17 protein-coding genes are annotated in these 17,150 nt (G+C 67.3%); 2 read left to right on the forward strand and 15 right to left on the reverse strand.

Going from position 1 to position 17,150, the window contains the following annotated elements; genetic code table 11:
* Positions 1 to 59: 59 nt before the first annotated feature.
* The 10 genes from proB to AC3A4E_RS11825 all read right to left on the reverse strand — a co-directional run bounded on the left by proB (position 60) and on the right by AC3A4E_RS11825 (position 10,136).
* Complete coding sequence (gene proB, locus AC3A4E_RS11780; protein WP_487631646.1) at positions 60 to 1,211, reverse strand: glutamate 5-kinase; 1,152 nt, start codon at positions 1,209 to 1,211, stop codon at positions 60 to 62.
* A gap of 13 nt (positions 1,212 to 1,224) precedes the next feature.
* Positions 1,225 to 1,482, reverse strand: a complete 258-nt coding sequence (locus AC3A4E_RS11785) for a YciI family protein (RefSeq protein ID WP_487631647.1) — start codon at positions 1,480 to 1,482, stop codon at positions 1,225 to 1,227.
* Between the two features lie 30 nt (positions 1,483 to 1,512).
* Positions 1,513 to 2,808, reverse strand: coding sequence for an argininosuccinate lyase (argH, locus tag AC3A4E_RS11790; RefSeq protein WP_487631648.1), 1,296 nt, complete (start codon positions 2,806 to 2,808; stop codon positions 1,513 to 1,515).
* Positions 2,809 to 2,889: 81 nt separating this feature from the next.
* Complete coding sequence (gene argC / locus AC3A4E_RS11795; RefSeq protein WP_487631649.1) at positions 2,890 to 3,843, reverse strand: N-acetyl-gamma-glutamyl-phosphate reductase; 954 nt, start codon at positions 3,841 to 3,843, stop codon at positions 2,890 to 2,892.
* On the reverse strand, positions 3,840 to 4,466 hold the full coding sequence (locus AC3A4E_RS11800) for a GNAT family N-acetyltransferase (RefSeq protein WP_487631650.1): 627 nt from the start codon (positions 4,464 to 4,466) through the stop codon (positions 3,840 to 3,842). Before AC3A4E_RS11800 ends, argC begins: the two co-directional genes overlap by 4 nt.
* Entirely contained in the window at positions 4,467 to 5,792 is a 1,326-nt protein-coding gene (locus tag AC3A4E_RS11805; RefSeq protein ID WP_487631651.1) for an acetylglutamate kinase, read from the reverse strand.
* 58 nt (positions 5,793 to 5,850) lie between these two features.
* Entirely contained in the window at positions 5,851 to 6,951 is a 1,101-nt protein-coding gene (locus AC3A4E_RS11810; RefSeq protein WP_487631652.1) for an acetylornithine deacetylase, read from the reverse strand.
* Positions 6,952 to 7,084: 133 nt separating this feature from the next.
* Positions 7,085 to 8,290 (reverse strand): argininosuccinate synthase, encoded by a 1,206-nt coding sequence (locus AC3A4E_RS11815; RefSeq protein ID WP_487631653.1) that lies wholly within the window; start codon positions 8,288 to 8,290, stop codon positions 7,085 to 7,087.
* A gap of 51 nt (positions 8,291 to 8,341) precedes the next feature.
* Positions 8,342 to 9,352, reverse strand: a complete 1,011-nt coding sequence (locus AC3A4E_RS11820) for an N-acetylornithine carbamoyltransferase (protein ID WP_487631654.1) — start codon at positions 9,350 to 9,352, stop codon at positions 8,342 to 8,344.
* A gap of 292 nt (positions 9,353 to 9,644) precedes the next feature.
* On the reverse strand, positions 9,645 to 10,136 hold the full coding sequence (locus tag AC3A4E_RS11825; protein ID WP_487632066.1) for a hypothetical protein: 492 nt from the start codon (positions 10,134 to 10,136) through the stop codon (positions 9,645 to 9,647).
* A 166-nt stretch (positions 10,137 to 10,302) separates the two neighbouring features.
* Between AC3A4E_RS11825 and cysS the strand changes: the two genes are divergently transcribed.
* Positions 10,303 to 11,670 carry a cysteine--tRNA ligase gene (gene cysS / locus AC3A4E_RS11830; protein WP_487631655.1) on the forward strand — a complete coding sequence of 456 codons (1,368 nt, stop codon included), beginning with the start codon at positions 10,303 to 10,305 and terminating at the stop codon, positions 11,668 to 11,670.
* 97 nt (positions 11,671 to 11,767) lie between these two features.
* Here the strand turns inward: cysS and fabF are convergent, their stop codons facing one another.
* From fabF to fabD, 4 genes are all read right to left on the reverse strand, one after another.
* Positions 11,768 to 13,006: a beta-ketoacyl-ACP synthase II gene (gene fabF, locus AC3A4E_RS11835; protein ID WP_487631656.1), complete on the reverse strand. Its 1,239-nt coding sequence runs from the start codon at positions 13,004 to 13,006 to the stop codon at positions 11,768 to 11,770.
* Positions 13,007 to 13,162: 156 nt separating this feature from the next.
* The gene (acpP, locus tag AC3A4E_RS11840; protein ID WP_096297753.1) at positions 13,163 to 13,402 is read right to left on the reverse strand and encodes an acyl carrier protein; all 240 of its coding nucleotides are present in this window, start codon (positions 13,400 to 13,402) and stop codon (positions 13,163 to 13,165) included.
* Between the two features lie 130 nt (positions 13,403 to 13,532).
* Complete coding sequence (fabG, locus tag AC3A4E_RS11845) at positions 13,533 to 14,276, reverse strand: 3-oxoacyl-ACP reductase FabG (RefSeq protein ID WP_487631657.1); 744 nt, start codon at positions 14,274 to 14,276, stop codon at positions 13,533 to 13,535.
* Between the two features lie 103 nt (positions 14,277 to 14,379).
* Entirely contained in the window at positions 14,380 to 15,327 is a 948-nt protein-coding gene (fabD, locus tag AC3A4E_RS11850) for an ACP S-malonyltransferase (RefSeq protein ID WP_487631658.1), read from the reverse strand.
* A 286-nt stretch (positions 15,328 to 15,613) separates the two neighbouring features.
* Here fabD and AC3A4E_RS11855 point away from each other — a divergent pair, with 286 nt between their 5' ends.
* Complete coding sequence (locus AC3A4E_RS11855) at positions 15,614 to 16,162, forward strand: hypothetical protein (protein WP_487631659.1); 549 nt, start codon at positions 15,614 to 15,616, stop codon at positions 16,160 to 16,162.
* A 149-nt stretch (positions 16,163 to 16,311) separates the two neighbouring features.
* Here AC3A4E_RS11855 and AC3A4E_RS11860 read toward each other — a convergent pair whose 3' ends face one another.
* A complete protein-coding gene (locus tag AC3A4E_RS11860) occupies positions 16,312 to 17,103 on the reverse strand; it encodes a BUD32 family EKC/KEOPS complex subunit (protein WP_487631660.1) in 792 nt (263 codons plus the stop codon).
* Positions 17,104 to 17,150 lie beyond the last annotated feature (47 nt).

Consider the following 17,150-nt stretch of genomic DNA (forward strand, 5'->3'; position numbering starts at 1 on the left):
ACGCATCTGCCCCGCCGCGCCCACCATGACGGGCGCACGCGGCTTCGGACCAGGACCGGTCAGACCAGGACCAGATCGTCCCGATGCACGATGGTCTCGCCGTAGGTGTATCCCAACGTCGTTTCGATATCGCGCGAATGACGCCGTGCAAGACGCCGGATGTCGTCGGCCGAATACTGGGTCACACCCCGCGCGACCCGCGCCCGGGCGTCGCCGTCGAGCAGCACCACAGAAACCAGATCACCGCGCCGGAACTGCCCCTCGGCGACCAGCACGCCGCCCGGCAACAGTGACGCGCCCTTCTCGACCATCGCGTCCGCGGCGCCGCTGTCGACGAGAATCGCAGCACCTGCCTCCACCGGCGCGTTCTGCAGCCAGTGCTTGCGTGCGGCCATGCGTGTGCGCAGCGGATGGATGCGTGTACCGCGCAGGCGATCATGCGAAAGACCGTCGAGCACATCGGCGCGGCGGCCGTTGAACAGTACGGTCGCGACACCGGCCGATGCGGCGCGCTGCGCGGCTTCCAGCTTGGTGCGCATGCCGCCGGTGCCGACACTGCTGCCGGCGCCACCGGCGACCGCCAGCAATGAGGCGCTCATCTTCGCGACGACCGGCATCGGTCGCGCGTGCGGTTCGATCCGCGGGTCGGCGTCATAGAGGCCGTCGATGTCGGTGGCGATGAACAGCACATCCGCATCGACCAGCGCGGCGACGATCGCGGCGAGGTTGTCGTTGTCGCCGAGTTTGAGTTCGTCGACCGAGACCGTGTCGTTCTCGTTGACCACCGGCAGCGCGCCGTGGCGCAGCAAAGCGGTCAGCGTCGCACGCGCATTGAGGTAGCGACGGCGGTTACGCAGGTCGTCGTGGGTCAGCAGCACCTGCGCGACCGGACGTTCGAAGAAGCCCTGCCAGAAGCCGGTCAGCCGCGCCTGGCCGAGGGCGGCGAGTGCCTGGCGCTCGGCCATCGGCGCGCCGGGCGCGGGATTCGCATGCAGGATCGCACGGCCCGCCGCGACGGCGCCCGACGACACCACGACGACCTCACGCCCCGCGGCGTGGCTCGCGCGCACGAAGCCGGCGAGCGCCTCGGCGTATTGCGCCGACAGGCCGCCGCCATCGGCCGCCAGCAGACTGCTGCCGACCTTGAGCACCGCGCGCCGCCAGGGCGGCAGCGGCTGTTCGGGAAACGCATCGGTGTCGGGCACGTGCATCGGTCGGCTGCGCTCAGCGGGTGTTCCACTCGTGGACGACGAGCTCGCTCGCATTCTGCAGTGCCAACGGGTCGGCCGCGATGATTGCCTGCGCTTCGTCCAATGACCCGATCCCGCTCAACAGATACGCGCCGCCCGTGCCGTTGGCGAAGCCGCCGGTCATGTCCAGCAGACCGCGCGCGCGCAGGTCGTCGAGAAAGGCCTGATGCGGCGCGACGACGGATGGATCGAAGTCCGGGCGACGCATCGCGATGACGAGGAAGCGTTTCATGTCGGAAGTTCTCCGGTTGAAGACCGGACGTCAGGCCAGTGCGTCCCAGCGCGCACGCAGCGTGTCCAGGCGCAGGTCGGCGGCGCCGCCCGGCGAAGTGCGCGCGGCGAGGCTGCCTTCCGGTGTGCGGCCCTGCCCGGCCGTGTCGGCGCTCTGCGCGGCGGCCTTGTAGGCCTCGCGGAACGGCACGCCGGCGATCGCGGCTTCGACGGCGACATCGGTTGCGTACATGCCCGAATCCACCGCGGCACGCAAACGGTCTTCGCGCCATTCAAGGTTCGCCAGCAGCGCAGGCAGCAGTTCCAGCGCGGCGAGTCCGCGGCCGAAACCATGGAAGATCGCGCCCTTGGAACTCTGCAGGTCTCGGTGATAGCCGGACGGCAGCGACAGCAAGTGCTCGATCTCGGTGCGCGCCGCCGCAACACTGGCGTGCGTGGCGCGCATCAGTTCGACGACGTCGGGATTGCGCTTGTTCGGCATGATCGAGCTGCCGGTCGTGTACTGCGCCGGCAATGCGACGAAGCCGTACTCGGCGCTGGTGAACTGCGACAGATCCCAGGCCAGACGACGCAGATCCAGCGTCGCACTGCCCAGCGCTTCGAGCGCGGCGAGTTCGAACTTGCCGCGCGAGAGCTGCGCGTAGACCGGCGAGACCTGCAACCGCGCGAAACCGAGTGCGGCGGTCGTGTGGTCGCGATCGAGCGCGAGGTTCACACCGTAGCCGGCCGCGGTGCCGAGCGGATTGCAGTCGATCAGCGCGAGCGTGTCCTGCGCGCGCACTGCATCGTCGATGAACGCCTCGGCCCAGCCCGACCACCACATGCCGCCCGAGGACAGCACGGCGCGCTGGATGTGCGTGTAACCCGGAATCGGCAGCTCGCGCTCGGCTTCGGCGCGGTCGAGCGCGACCTTGGCGATCTCGCGCGACAACGCGGCCAGACGCGCGAGCTTCTCCTTCAGCCACAGGCGCGTGGCGACCAGCACCTGGTCGTTGCGGCTGCGGCCGGTGTGGATGCGCCGACCGGCATCGCCGAGGCGTTCGGTCAGACGGTCTTCGATCGCCGAGTGGCCATCCTCGAAGCGTTCGTCGAGTACGAAGGCGCCGCTGCGAAAATCGTCGGCCAGCGTGGTCAACTCGCGCTTGAGCGCGTCGAGTTCGTCGTTCGAGAGGATGCCGACGCGCTGCAGGCCTTCGGCATGCGCGGCGCTCGCGGCGATGTCGTGCAGGAAGAACTCGCGGTCGAGGATCACGTCGTCACCGGCGAGAAATGCCTGGATCTGCGTGTCGACGGCGACGCCGGGCTTCTGCCAGAGGAGGTTGCTCATGTCGGTGTCCTTGCGGGATCTGCAGGCGCTCGCGCGCGATGCAGTTGGGCCGGTGGCGCGGTCGCCCGCGCCTGGCGGGAATCAATGCGGGATCGACGTCAGCTCGTCGAAGCCCAGCGCGAGGTTGAGGTTCTGCATCGCCTGCGTCGCCGCGCCCTTGAGCAGATTGTCGAGCGTCGCCACGACGACGACGCGGCCATTGCCTGGCGCCATCGTGAAGGCGCCGATCTGCGCGCCGTGATGGCCGGCGATCCGGCTGACCCAGGGCGCATCGTCGATGACCTCGACCAGCGGCTCGTCGGCGTAGCGCGTATCGAACAGCGCCTTGACCGCGTCGCGCGACATCGGCACTGAGAGCCACAGGTTGACCGTCATCGTGATGCCGCGGAAATGCGGCGCGACGTGCGGCATGAACTCGACCGGCAGCGACAGCTGCTTCGACACCTCGCGCTCGTGCACGTGGTTGGTCAGCGCGTACGGCATCAGGTTGTCGGCCAGCAGCGCGGTGTCGTTCTTGTCCGACGGCGTGGTGCCGGCGCCCGAGTAGCCCGACACGCCGAAGCACTGCGGCGGGCCGGCGAGATGCTCGGCAAGCGGCGCGATCGCCAGCTGCATCGCGGTCGCGTAGCAGCCGGGATTGCTGATCCGGCGCTGGCCGGCGTACCGCGCACGCGTCAGCTCCGGCAGCCCGTAATACCAGCCGGCCTCGAAGCGGTAATCGGCCGACAGATCGACGATCAGCGTGCCCGGCTTCGCAGCATCGATCGCGGCAACGAACGGCGCGGTCTTGCCGTTGGGCAGCGCGAGGATCACCGCATCGGCACCCTTCGCGGCAACTGCATCGGCATCGAGACTTTCGAAGCGCAGTTCGCCCGCGAAACCGTCGTTGTGATCCGCGACGCGCTGGCCGTCGAGTTCGCGCGAGGACACGAACGCGAGTTCGAGGCCCGGATGCGCGGCGACGAGGCGGATCAGTTCCTGGCCGGTATGGCCGCGCGCGCCGACGATGCCGAGGCGGATAGGGGGTGTGCTCATGGAGGGCTGTCCAGCTTGAACGTGTCGAGTTTGAATCCGAGATGGCGACGCACCGCCGGCCATTCCGCGTCGATCACCGAAAACACCACGGTGTCGCGCAGCGAGCCATCGGCATGCCGCTTGTGATGGCGCAGCACACCATCCTGTTTCGCGCCCAGGCGCGCGATGGCCGCGCGTGAGGGGTGATTGAACCAGCTGGTCTCGAACGCCACCGACGCGCAACCGAGCACATCGAAAGCGTGCGCGAACAGCAGCAGCTTGGCTTCGGTGTTGAGGCCGGTGCGCTGCACGCGCGGCGCATACCAGGTGTAGCCGATCTTGAGGTTGGGCACCGCGGCGTCGAGATCGTAGAAGCGCGTGCTGCCGACGACGCTGCCTTCGGCATCCAGCACGGCGAACACCAGCGCCTCGCCGGCCGCCTGCGCTTCGAGCGCCTTGTCGATGTAGCGCGGCACGTCATCCGGCGCGGGCACGTTCGTGTACCAGACCGAATGCAGCGCGCTGTCACGCGACACCGTCGCGAGCGCGTCGGCATGTGCCGGCGTCAGCGGCACCAGCGAGACATGACGACCGGTCAGTGTCGGCGTCCGTGTCCACGCAGCGTCGGCGGCGCGTTCGCCCACTCAGCCCACCAGCGTCGGCGGACGGGTCGCGCAATGCGCGACGCAGCGCTGGATCTGCTCGAAGCCGTCGAGGCCGTACCAGAACACCTTCCACTTCTCCTGCTTGATGCAGCCATCGGATTCGGCGTAATAGAAGATGTTGACCTGATTGTGGTGGCGCGACCGCCAGAACAGCTGCGGCGTCTCGTCGCGCATCACGTTCCACACCGCGCGGCCGAGGCCTTCGCCCTGCGCGTCGTCGAGTACGGCGAACTTGTCCAGGTACACCGTGCCCTCGCCTTCGGTCAGGATCACCGCGGCGCGATAGTTCTCGCTGACGTAGGCGCGCAGCAGCGGCGTGCGTTCGAAATAGTCGGGCGCGAGTTCGCGGCCGAAGCTCGATTCGATCAGCGACTTCAGCCGTTCGAGATCCAGTTCCGACCAGTCGGTCACGCGCAGCACCTGCTCGCCGCGACGCACCAGCGTGCCGGATCCCTTGTGGGTAAACAGTTCCTTGGCAAGATCAGCCGGTCGCGTGATCGATACCGACGAGGCCATCGGCAGACCTTCGAGCAGCGCCTTGATCTGTTCGATCTTGACCTTCATGCCGCCATGGATCCACGGCTGCTCGATCAGATGGTCGTACTCGGTCGACAGATTGATCGAATCGATGACCTTGCCGTCCGCGTCGAGCAGTCCGCCGGTGCCGGTGAGGAAGATGATCTTGTAGGGCTGCAGTTCGCGCACCAGTTCGTTGGCGGCGAAGTCGGCATTGATGTTGAGGATCTGCCCCGAGGCGGTTTCGCCCAGACTGGTGATCACCGGGATCGAACCGGCCTGCAGGCTGGCTTCGATCGGCGCGAGGTTCACGGCGCTCACTTCACCGACCAGGCCGTAGGTCGCCTGGTCGAGATACGTCGCTTCGAACACGCCGCCAGTGATCGACGTCGCGCGCGCGCCGTTGCGTTGCAGGGCTTCGACGAGGCGCAGGTTCGCGGCCTGGAACACGCGGCGCACGATGGCCAGCGCCTCGGGCGTGGTGACACGCAAGCCACCGACGGTCTGCTTCTCGATGCCGGCCGCAGCGAGCTCGGCGTCCAGCTGCGGGCCGGCGCCATGCAGCACGATCGGCGTCAGGCCGACCTCCTGCAGGAACGACAGCGAGGAGGTCAGATCGTCGAGTTCGTCGCGCAGCACCGCGCCGCCGACCTTGACCACGGCGAAGCGCTTGGCATCGAGCTGCGAGAAGCGCTTGAGGTACTGGCTGATTTCCTTCGCGCTGGCCATGCTCGAAAGCAGGCGCACGATGGTCTGACGGGTCTGGACGTGGGTCGCGGGAATGTTCACGGGCTGCAATCGGTTGGGCGTGGGATGACGCGTGAAAAGCGGAGGCTGCGGGAGATGCTCAGCGATCGCCGTTGATGATCCGGTGCACAGAATCGGCGTAGCGCTGCAGCTGGTCGAGCGTCACGAACTCGTCGCCGGTGTGCGCCTGGGCGATGTCGCCCGGGCCGTAGACCAGCGCGGTGTAACCACCGGCGGAGAACAGCGAGGCCTCGGTCCAGAAATCGACAGCGTTACCGATCGGCAGGTCGAAGGCGTCGGCGACGTCGCGCGCGGCGAGACGGCGGTCCTCCGCACGATCGATGTCACCCGACGGCAGGCTCGGCCCGCGGAAGGTTTCCTCGAAATGCGCCGCATCGGGCTGCGCGAAACCGGAAAAGGTCCCAAGCAGATCGTCGATGTCCATCGACGGCAATGGCCGGAAGCCGAAGCGCAGCTCGGCGGCCGGCGCAATCATGTTGGCCTTGATACCGCCTTCGACCCGGCCGATGTTGAAACGCAGACCGGTCAGCCCACCGAAACGCGCGTGCGCCAGCGACTCGACATGGTCGAGCGCGCGACCGCCCCAGCGCATCGCCTGGTGCAATGCGCTCGCCGCCGGATCCTGTTTGCCCGAAGCGTGTCCCGCGGTTCCGGCGAAACGCATCAACACCGAACTGATGCCGCGATGCGCGAGCACCGCTTCGCACTGCGTCGGTTCGGCAACCAGCACGGCCTCGAACTGCAGACCGCGCGCAAGGAAGGCTGCGATACACCGCGGATCGTTGGCCTCCTCATCCGAGGAGAACAGAAACGCCGCATCGCCATCACCGGCATTGGCCGCTGCGATCAGCGCCGCCGCCGCGCCCTTGATGTCGCAGACGCCGAGGCCGACCACACGATCGTCAAGCCGCCGCATCACGTGCGGGTCGGCGCTCCAGTCGGGCGAATCCGGCACCGTGTCCAGGTGCACATTGAACAGCACCGTCGGCGCGCCACGCACCGCGAACAGGCTCACCGCGCCGTCGCCGTGATCGATCACCTCGACATCGAAGCCCGGCAGCTGGCCGCGGATGTAATCGAAGATCCCGCCCTCGGACTGGATCGCGCGCGGCGGATTGCGGGTGTCGAAGGACACCAGCTGTTCGAGATGGTCGAGGGTGTGGGTCAGCAGATCGGTCATCGCACTCGTTTCAACTGGATTGGAGCGTTGAGCACAGAATGTCGTCATTCCCGCGCAGGCGGGAATCCAGCGCCTTGATGCACTCAGCAAGAGACACTGGATCCCCGCCTGCGCGGGGATGACGTCCGATAGTTCAGCGGTTCACTTGCGCGTACAGCGTGCTGCTCATACCGAACAGTTTGATGAAGCCTTCGGCTTCCTCGACGCCCCAGTCCGCGGACTGCGCGTAGGTCGCACCCTTGGCGTTGAGGATGTGCGGCGAGGTCACCGCTACCGCGTCGACTCGGCCGCCGCGGGTTTCCAGCACCACTTCACCGGTGACCTTGGCCTGCGAGGATTCGAGGAAGGCTTCGATGTCGGCCTTGAGCGGATCGTGGAAGAAGCCTTCGTAGACCAGCTCGGTCCACTTGCGCGCGACCTCGGGCTTGAAGCGGTTCTGCTGCTTGGTCAGCACGGTGTCTTCGAGCGCGCGGTGCGCGGCGAGCAGCGAGATCAGGCCCGGCGCTTCATACACGATGCGACCCTTGAGGCCGATCACGGTGTCGCCGGTGTAGACGCCGCGGCCCACGCCATAGGGCGCGAACAGTGCGTTGAGCTTCGCGAGAATCTGCGCGCCCGGCAGGGTTTCGCCATCGAGCGCGACCGCCGTGCCCTGCTCGAACCGCACCTTGACCTGCAGCGGCGCTTCCGGCCATTCGGCGCGCGGTGCGCACCAGCCGCGGGCGCCCTCGCCCGGCGCTTCCCAGCGGTCGATCTCGCCACCGGACATCGTCAGGCCGAGCAGGTTCTCGTTGATCGTGTAGGCCTGCTGCTTGGCGCGCACGCCGAAGCCGCGCTCTTCGAGGTACGCCTGCTCGTAGGCGCGCGTCTGCGTGTGTTCCTTCTGGATCTCGCGAATCGGCGCCACGATGCGGTACTCGCCCTGCGCCTTCACGGCGAGGTCGAAACGCACCTGGTCGTTGCCCATGCCGGTGCAGCCGTGCGCGATCGCGTTGGTGCCGAGTTCGGCGGCGCGCGCGAGCGCGGCGTCGACGATCAGATAACGGTCCGACACCAGCAGCGGGTACTGGCCCTGATAAGCCTCACCGGCCCACACGAACGGCTTGACGAAACCGTCCCAGATCGCGGGACCGCCATCGACGGTGACGTGGCTGGCGACGCCGAGTTCAGCCGCACGCTGCTCGATGAAGGCGCGCTCTTCGGCATCGACGCCGCCGGTGTCGGCGAACACGGTGTGCACGGTCCAGCCCTGCTCCTTGAGATAGGGCACGCAGAAGCTGGTGTCGAGGCCGCCGGAGAAGGCAAGGACGATGTCGCGGGAGGTGTGGGCGCTGGTCATGGGGATGTCCGTGGGGATGCGGAAAAGAATTCGGTTGGGGTGCGGCGCGCGTCAGCGCATCAGGGTCGCCATGACCGCCTTCTGCACGTGCAGGCGGTTCTCGGCTTCGTCGATCGCGATGCAGTTGGGCGAATCCATCACCGCGTCGGTCGCCTTGACGTTGCGGCGCAGCGGCAGGCAGTGCGAGAACACGCCATTGTTGGTCAGCGCCATCTTCCGCTCGTCGACGATGAAGTGCTGGTACTGGTCGCGGATCGGCTTCTCGGGCGCCCAGTTGCCGAAGAACGGCAGCGCGCCCCAGCTCTTGGCGTAGACCACGTCGGCGCCGGCGTAGGCGCTGTCGATGTCGTGGCTGACGGCGAGCGAACCGCCGCTCTCGGCGACGTTCTGCGCCGCCCAGTCCATGTAGCGCTGGTCGAGCACGTAGTCCGGCGTCGGGCACAGAAGGGTCACGTCCATGCCCATGCGCGTAGCGATGGTGAGCGCGGAATTGGCGACCGCGGTGTTGAGTGGCTTAGGGTGATAGGTCCAGGTCAGCACGTACTTCTTGCCGCGCAGATCCGCGGTGCCGAAGTGCTCCTGCAGCGCCAGCGCGTGCGCCAGTTCCTGGCAGGGATGGGTGATGGTCTCCATGTTGATGACCGGCACCGGCGAGTACTGCGCGAATGCCTTGAGCACCCGGTCCTCGCGATCGACCGACCAGTCGACGAACTTCGGAAACGCGCGCACGCCGATCATGTCGACATAGCGGCCGAGCACGCGTGCGACCTCGGCCACGTGTTCCTCGGTGTCTCCGTCCATCACCGTGCCCAGATCGAATTCGATCGGCCACGCGTCCTTGCCCGGCTGCAGCACGATGGCGTGACCACCGAGCTGGAATGCGCCGAGTTCGAAGCTGGTGCGCGTACGCATCGACGGATTGAAGAACACCAGCGCGATCGACCGGCCCTTGAGCGCATCGCCAAGCTTTTCGCGCTTGAAGCGCGCGGCATCGACCAGCAGGGCGTCGAGGTCGGGACGGGACCAGTCCTGCGTGTTGAGGAAGTGTCGGATCGCAGTCATCGGTGGAAATCTCGTGGAGGCGATGGAGGGAGGATCGGATGGATCGATGAAACCGGTATTTCGGAAACGAAAAAACCCGGCACCGGCCGGGTTTTCTGCAGAACAGCACGCATACGCGAACGACGTTCCGACTAGCCCGGGAGGATGTGGGCTTCCGGTCGGCGGGCACGCGAGGTCATCCCCGACGCCATACGGGCGGAGGTCAGGATGTCGGCGTTGGCGCGCAGGGCGTTCATGAGGCGCGAATCCTCGCACGCGGAGCGTTGCACTGCAACAGCGGCGACGGCGCTGCTCAACGCTCGCCTGCGGGCGGTACGACCGGCGTCACGGACACGCGGACGCGCAGGCGGTTGCCCGGGTCGTACGGCAGCCGCGAGCGGTACTTGACGCCCTTGTGCACATAGTCGACGTCATAGGCGATCGGCCGGCGGAACTCGCGCTCGATCGGGACCATGCGGCAGTCACCGCCTGCCGAGCGATCGGTCTCGTCGACCCGGTCGTCCTCGGAACGCAGGACATCCCTGACCGCACCGACCCAGCGTGCAACGCCGCGTCGCTGCTCTTCGTCGACGGGGGTCGTGGCCTCGCAGCGCTCGACCATGCTGGTCGCGCGCAGGGTCTGATAGACCGGTTCGGCGCGCAGCACCTGGGCGTACTCGAGCCGCGCGTTCTCGGGCTGTCCGGGTGGCGGTGGGCTCTGTGCGAACGCCGGACACACGCATGCGAGCAGCACCGCCAGGACAGGCAGCGCGGGATTCGCACGAGGGTGGCTTCGGAGCGCGATCGACACCGACGCAGTGTAGGGCGCGCCCACCTGCGGGGGCTGAATCGATGCTGTCGTGAACACGCGCCCCGCCCGATGTGACGCGGCGTGCGGGGCGCAACGTCACCGGGGCAGCGCGGGGCCGCATGCGCCGTTAGAATCGTCCGGTTATCCCGGCGAGCCCGCCATGTCCCTGCATCTCTACAACAGCCTGACCCGCCGCCTCGAACCGTTCGCGCCCCTCGATCCCGCGTGCCCGACGATGTATGTCTGCGGCCCCACGGTCTACAACTACGTCCATATCGGCAATGCCCGTGGACCGGTCGTGTTCGGCGTGCTGGCCGACCTGCTGCGGCGCCGCTTCGGCGCGTTGAAATACGCGCGCAACATCACCGACGTCGACGACAAGATCAACGCCGCCGCACGCGACCACGGCGTCCCGATCTCGACGATCACCGACCGCTTCGCCGCCGCCTACCGGCAGGACATGGCCGCGCTGGGCATCGCCCCGCCGGACATCGAACCGGCCGCGACCGCGCACATCGGCGAGATCGTCGCGATGATCGGGCGCCTGATCGACAGCGGCCACGCCTATGCGGCGGAAGGCCATGTGCTGTTCTCGGTCGGCAGCTTCGACGGCTACGGCAAGCTGTCGCGCCGCGACACCGACGACATGATCGCCGGCGCCCGCATCGAGGTCGCACCGTACAAGCGCGATGCAGGCGATTTCGTGCTGTGGAAGCCGTCGACCGATGATCTTCCCGGCTGGGAATCGCCCTGGGGCACCGGTCGGCCCGGCTGGCACATCGAATGTTCGGCGATGGCCGCCGCGCATCTGGGCGAGACGATCGACATCCACGCCGGCGGCGTTGACCTGCAGTTCCCGCATCACGAGAACGAGATCGCGCAGAGCGAGTGCGCCCATGCCGGCGCGCCGTTCGCGAACGTCTGGCTGCACAACGGCATGCTGACCTTCGCCGGCAGCAAGATGTCCAAGTCGGTGGGCAACATCGAACGCGTGCATGACCTGGTGCAGACGCACGCACCCGAAGCGCTGCGTTATGCCCTGCTCTCCGCGCATTACCGGCAGCCGCTGGACTGGTCCGACGCGTTGATCGAACAGTCGGTGCGCACACTGGACCGGCTTTACGGCACGCTGCGCGATCTGGCCGATGTCGAGGCCGAAGCACGGATTCCCGACAGCATCGAAGCCGTGCTGGACGAGGATCTGAACACACCGGCTGCGCTGGCCGAGGTCGCCCGCATCGCAGGTGATGCACGCAAGGCCACCGACGACGCCACGCGTGCGACGCTCAAGGCAGAACTGCTCGGCGCCGGGCTCGCGCTGGGCCTGCTGCAGCAGGCGCCTGCCGAGTGGTTCGCGCGCGGCGCCAGCGACGACGACGACGTCCGTATCCAGGCGCTCATCGACGAGCGCATCGCCGCCAAGCAGGCCCGCGACTTCGCCCGCGCCGACGCGATCCGCGACCAGCTGGCCGCCGAGAAGATCGTGCTCGAGGACACGCCGCAGGGCGTGCGCTGGAAGCGCGGCTGAAGTCCACTGCGCGGTGCGCACGCGCCAGCGCACCTGCAGACAGAAAAAGGCCCGCTTGCGCGGGCCTCTTTTTTTTGGCTGGCAGGGTCGCCTGCCGTCAGACCTTGCGGAACACCAGCGTGCCGTTGGTGCCGCCGAAGCCGAACGAGTTCGACATCACGTACTCGACCTGGTGCTCGCGTGCGGTGTGCGGCACGTAGTCCAGATCGCAGCCTTCGCCCGGTGTGTGCAGGTTGATCGTCGGCGGAATGATGCCGGTGTGCAGCGCCATCGCCGAGAACACCGCCTCGATGCCACCGGCCGCGCCCAGCAGATGGCCCGTCATCGACTTGGTCGAACTGACCATCACCTTCGATGCATGCGCGCCGAGGACGCCCTTGATGCCCATCGTCTCGGCCACGTCGCCGGCCGGGGTCGAGGTGCCGTGCGCGTTGATGTAGCCGATCTGCGAGGGATCGATCCCGGCGTCGTTGATGGCGGCGCGCATGCAACGACCACCGCCCTCGCCGTTCTCGCTGGGCGAGGTCATGTGGAATGCGTCGCCGCTCATGCCGAAGCCCGCGAGCTCGGCATAGATGCGTGCGCCACGCGCCTTGGCACGCTCGTATTCCTCGAGCACCAGCACGCCCGCGCCGTCGCCCATGACGAAACCGTCGCGCTCGACGTCCCACGGACGCGAGGCGCCGGTCGGGTCGTCGTTGCGGGTCGACATCGCCTTCATCGAGCAGAAGCCACCGACCGAGGTCGGCGTGGTCGCGAACTCGGCGCCACCGGCCACCATCACATCGGCATCGCCGTACTGGATCATGCGCATCGCCAGACCGATGTTGTGCGTGCCGGTGGTGCAGGCGGTCACGGCCGCGATGTTCGGACCCTTGGCGCCGGTCATGATCGAGACCTGGCCGGAGATCATGTTGATGATCGTGCTGGGCACGTAGAACGGCGAGATCTTGCGCGGACCACCTTCGGCGTACTTGATCGCCGTTTCCTCGATGCCCTTGAGGCCACCGATGCCCGCACCGATCGCCACGCCGATGCGCTCGGCGTCGGATTCACGCACGTCGATGCCTGCGTCGGCGATCGCCATCAGGCCGCCGGCGACACCGTAGTGCACGAAGGGATCCATCTTCTTGACGTCTTTCGGCGCGATCCACTGGGTCGCATCGAAGCCCTTCACCTCGCCCGCGATGCGCGTGGCGAAATGGGTGGGGTCGAAATGGGTGATCGGGCCGATGCCCGACCGGCCGTTGACGATGCCGTCCCAGCTTGAAGCCAGATCGTTGCCCAGCGGCGAGAGGATGCCGATGCCCGTGATGACGACGCGGCGCTTGGCCATTGTTCAACTCCTGAGAAGTCGGTGGCGGCGCGGTTGGTCGCCGCCAATACGCACGAGGCCGCAACGCGGCCTCGTACTGGAACCTGTCTGCCCGGCCGCACCGCGACCGGACCAGTCGCACGCCCATCGGTCGAACCGTGGACGTGGACGCGGGCATCAGCCCTTGGCGTGCGCCTTGACGTAGTCGATCGCCTGCTGCACCGAGGTGATCTTCTCGGCTTCTTCGTCCGGAATCTCGCACTCGAATTCTTCTTCCAGCGCCATCACCAGCTCGACGGTGTCGAGGGAATCGGCACCGAGGTCGTCGACGAAGGAAGCGCTGTTGCTGACTTCTTCTTCCTTGACGCCCAGCTGCTCGATGACAATCTTCTTGACGCGCTCTTCGATGTTGCTCATGGGTAGTTTGCTCCGGGGAGGCGATTTTCGGTGGATAGTGTAAGGGAAAGCCGGGCGATGGGCGCACCACCATCAAAGCCCTTGCCATTCAACGGCTTGCCCTCGGAATTCAAGTGTCGACGCAGCCCTCTCAGGGCATGTACATACCGCCGTTGACGTGCAGGGTTTCGCCGGTGATGTACGCCGCCGACGGGCCAGCGAGGAACGCGACGGCCTGCGCGATGTCGTCCGGTTCACCGAGACGGCCGAGCGCGATGCGTTCGGTCAAGGCGGCCTTGGACTCTTCCGGCAAATCGCGGGTCATGTCGGTGGCGATGAAGCCGGGCGCGACCACGTTGACCGTGACGCCGCGCGAACCGATCTCTTTCGCCAGCGACTTGCTGAAGGCAATGATGCCTGCCTTGGCCGCGGCGTAATTCGCCTGGCCGGCGTTGCCGGTCACGCCGATGACTGATGCGATGTTGATGATGCGACCCTTCCGCGCCTTCATCATGCCGCGCATCACCGCCTTCGAGCTGCGGTAGACGCTGGTCAGATTGGTGTCGAGGATGGCCTGCCAGTCCTCGTCCTTCATGCGCATCAGCAGGTTGTCGCGGGTGATGCCGGCATTGTTGACGAGGATCGAGATCGCGCCGAACTCGGCGGTGATCGATTCGACCAGCGCTTCGATCGTGCCCGGCTGCGAGACGTCCAGCACGCAGCCGTGGCCGCCGTGCGCGGACAGGCGCTCGCCGATCTTCGCTGCGCCGGCATCGCTGGTCGCAGTCCCGATCACGGTCGCGCCCTGCGCGGCCAGCGTGTCGGCGATCGCGGCACCGATGCCGCGGCTTGCGCCGGTGACGAGAACGATCTCGCCGGAAAGAGGTGCGCTCATGAGAACTCCATAGGGGCGTGTGTGACGGCGAAGATCGAACGACGCAGGCATCGGCCGCAGCCACTGCCCGCAGTGTGCGCCGATCCGCGTCCTTCCGCCGGGTTCAGACCTTCCAGTCTGCCAGCGCGGCGTCGAAATCGTCCGGCGCGGCGAGCGCGCGGGCCTCGATCGACTTGTCGATGCGCTTGACCAGACCGGTCAGCACCTTGCCCGGGCCGCACTCGACGATGCGCGTCACGCCGCGTGCCGACAGCGCTTCGACGCAACGCGTCCACTGCACCGGCAGATACAGCTGGCGCACCAGCGCATCGCGGATCGCGTCGACACTCTCGTGCACGGTCGCATCGACGTTCTGCACCACCGGCAGCGACGGCGCCTGCCAGGCGACCGCGCCCATCGAGTCGGCCAGACGATCCGCCGCCTCGCGCATCAGCGGCGTGTGCGAGGGCACGCTGACCGCCAGCTTCACGACCTTGCGTACGCCACGCTCGCCGAGCAGTGCGATCGCACGATCCACCGCCGCGGCATGCCCGCCAATGACGATCTGGCCGGGCGAATTGAAATTGGCCGGCACGACGACGTCCGCGTCCTGCGATGCATCGCGGCAGATCTCGCCGACCAGCGCATCTTCCGCGCCGATGACTGCAGCCATCGCACCGGTGCCCGCCGGCGCGGCGCTCTGCATCAGCTGGCCGCGCAGACGCACCAGCTTCGCGGCATCACCCAGCGAGAGCACGCCGGCCGCGACCAGCGCGGTGTATTCGCCGAGGCTGTGACCGGCCAGCGCGGCCGGCGCAGCGCCACCGCGCTGCTGCCAGGCGCGCCACACGGCGACACCGGCAGCAAGCAATGCGGGCTGGGTGAACTCGGTCTGGTTGAGCTCGGCCTCGGGGCCCTGCTGCGACAGCGCCCACAGATCGACGCCCGCGCCTTCGGAGGCTTCAGCGAATGCCTCGACGATCACCGGATGGCGCGCGGCGAGATCACCGAGCATGCCCAGCGACTGCGAGCCCTGCCCCGGGAAGACGAATGCGAGTTGCGATGCGGTCACGCGTATTTCCAGCCTCAAAACCGGGGGCGATGATAAGTGCGAAGCCGCGACATTGTCTGTACCGGGGCGTATGCGGGGCGCCTCTCATATCCAGATCTGACCTTTACGCAATCAGATGGGCGAGCACGATGGCCGCTGCCTCACGCCCCCACTATCCGGATGGCGGACATCCGCCTCCCAGGCGGCCAGCCGAGCGTCGCGTCAAGTGTGAAGAAAGCCAGCTTTCACCCCACGCGGGAGTACTCTTCGCATCCACCCCACACCTCCCGACTCTACCGAGCATCCCATGGCCTCTGTCCCGCGAGTGACGTCCCTGCTGATCGCCGCCAGCCTGCTGGCAGCCTGCAACAACCAGGCACCAGAACCCTCCTCTACCGACACTGCGGCAGCTCCGGAAACCGCCTCCGCGCCCGTTTCCGCCCCCGCCGTGCCAGTCTCGCTGCAGGACTATGCCGCTGCATCCAACACACCAGGCGGCAACTGCGCGCTGGACGCTGTGAACGGCAGCCCGTCGGCTGGCACCAGCGTTGCGACCGGAACCCAGGTCTCGATGTCGGGATGGTTCGCAGATGCCGCGAACGGCGTACCCGGAGACGCGCTACTGGTGCTGACCGGAGCCGCACGCAGCTACTCGGGAGCCTTGCCGGCCGGCGTGGAACGTCCTGATGTGGCCGCTGCGCTTTCAAGCGAATCAGCGCGAATGTCCGGTTACAACATCGACGTGTCGCTGCAGGGTGTGGAGCCCGGCGACTATGCGCTGACCATCGTGCACGGCGGCACAGCAGCCCAGACCTGCAATCTCGGCAAAGGCCTCTCGGTCACTCCGGCCACCTGACAGCACGCCAAGGCGTGGTTGCCATCCTGGCACCACGCCCGCAGCGAGCGGCAGCGCCCAGGATGATGACGCTGGGCGCCTGCCGGACGGGCTCAGGCGACTGCCCGAGCTTTTCGCCGGAAGGGCTGGACACACGCTGCCGCTCCGGCTCAGAACATCATCCGCAGCAGTTCGATCTCGCCGTCGTCGAGCCAGTCCCACAGCACAGCGACCACGAGCAGCACCGGCAACAACGTCGCCGCGCGCACCACGAGGATCGAATGCGCGACGTGGCGCGCGGAACGGCCGAGCCAGCCGATGCGCTGCGCGAAGCCCTCAAGGCGGCCCACGCGGCCTGCGTGCGCGGCCACTTCAGGCTCGCGCTGCATGACACGCGCGAGCATGTCGGCGAGCGCGTCGGTACGGCCGTCGTAGTACTTCGCCATGCCGAACGCGAACATCAGCCAGTCACGCGCCTGCGCCTGCGGCAGCGACATGACTTCCAGCGGATCTTCCTCGAAGTCGATGAAGCCCACGCGACCGCTGTCGTCGAGCGTGATGTTGCGCGGCAGCGGCTGCCCGAAATAGGCGCCGCGCGCATGCGCATCGGCGATCGCATCGATCACCGCCGTCGTCAAAGTATCGATACGCACGGCATCGCCATCGGCAGCGCGCAGTTGCGCGGCGAAGGTATCGCCCAGATTGCTCAGCAGCAGCGTGGAAGCGCCTTCGCCGAGCACGCGCGGCACGCGCACGCCCTGGGCGTCGAGTTCGGCCAGACGTCGCGCTTCGATCTGCTTGGCCTCACCGCCACCGGGATGCGGCGGCGGACGCAGCGCATCGATGTCGAGACCGCGCGCGATCGCGTCGAGGATGCCAAGGCCGAACTTGCGGCTGTCGCCGTCAGCATACGCCTTGAGCCAGGCATCGCGCCCGGCCACGACGATGGATTCGACGCCCATGCGGGAGTCTCCGTGTCGTGCGGACACACGTCCGCGAAAGTGGAAGC

The organism is Luteimonas sp. Soil_N_1 (assembly GCF_057656255.1).

What these genes read in the sequence shown, in the direction of transcription:
- acpP (WP_096297753.1), bottom strand. Translation starts at nt 13,402, where the DNA reads ATGAGCAACATCGAAGAGCGCGTCAAGAAGATTGTCATCGAGCAGCTG.
- AC3A4E_RS11860 (WP_487631660.1), bottom strand. Translation starts at nt 17,103, where the DNA reads ATGGGCGTCGAATCCATCGTCGTGGCCGGGCGCGATGCCTGGCTCAAG.
- fabF (WP_487631656.1), bottom strand. Translation starts at nt 13,006, where the DNA reads ATGGCCAAGCGCCGCGTCGTCATCACGGGCATCGGCATCCTCTCGCCG.
- AC3A4E_RS11820 (WP_487631654.1), bottom strand. Translation starts at nt 9,352, where the DNA reads ATGACTGCGATCCGACACTTCCTCAACACGCAGGACTGGTCCCGTCCC.
- AC3A4E_RS11855 (WP_487631659.1), top strand. Translation starts at nt 15,614, where the DNA reads ATGGCCTCTGTCCCGCGAGTGACGTCCCTGCTGATCGCCGCCAGCCTG.
- fabG (WP_487631657.1), bottom strand. Translation starts at nt 14,276, where the DNA reads ATGAGCGCACCTCTTTCCGGCGAGATCGTTCTCGTCACCGGCGCAAGC.
- AC3A4E_RS11785 (WP_487631647.1), bottom strand. Translation starts at nt 1,482, where the DNA reads ATGAAACGCTTCCTCGTCATCGCGATGCGTCGCCCGGACTTCGATCCA.
- argC (WP_487631649.1), bottom strand. Translation starts at nt 3,843, where the DNA reads ATGAGCACACCCCCTATCCGCCTCGGCATCGTCGGCGCGCGCGGCCAT.
- cysS (WP_487631655.1), top strand. Translation starts at nt 10,303, where the DNA reads ATGTCCCTGCATCTCTACAACAGCCTGACCCGCCGCCTCGAACCGTTC.
- proB (WP_487631646.1), bottom strand. Translation starts at nt 1,211, where the DNA reads ATGCACGTGCCCGACACCGATGCGTTTCCCGAACAGCCGCTGCCGCCC.
- AC3A4E_RS11810 (WP_487631652.1), bottom strand. Translation starts at nt 6,951, where the DNA reads ATGACCGATCTGCTGACCCACACCCTCGACCATCTCGAACAGCTGGTG.
- AC3A4E_RS11815 (WP_487631653.1), bottom strand. Translation starts at nt 8,290, where the DNA reads ATGACCAGCGCCCACACCTCCCGCGACATCGTCCTTGCCTTCTCCGGC.
- argH (WP_487631648.1), bottom strand. Translation starts at nt 2,808, where the DNA reads ATGAGCAACCTCCTCTGGCAGAAGCCCGGCGTCGCCGTCGACACGCAG.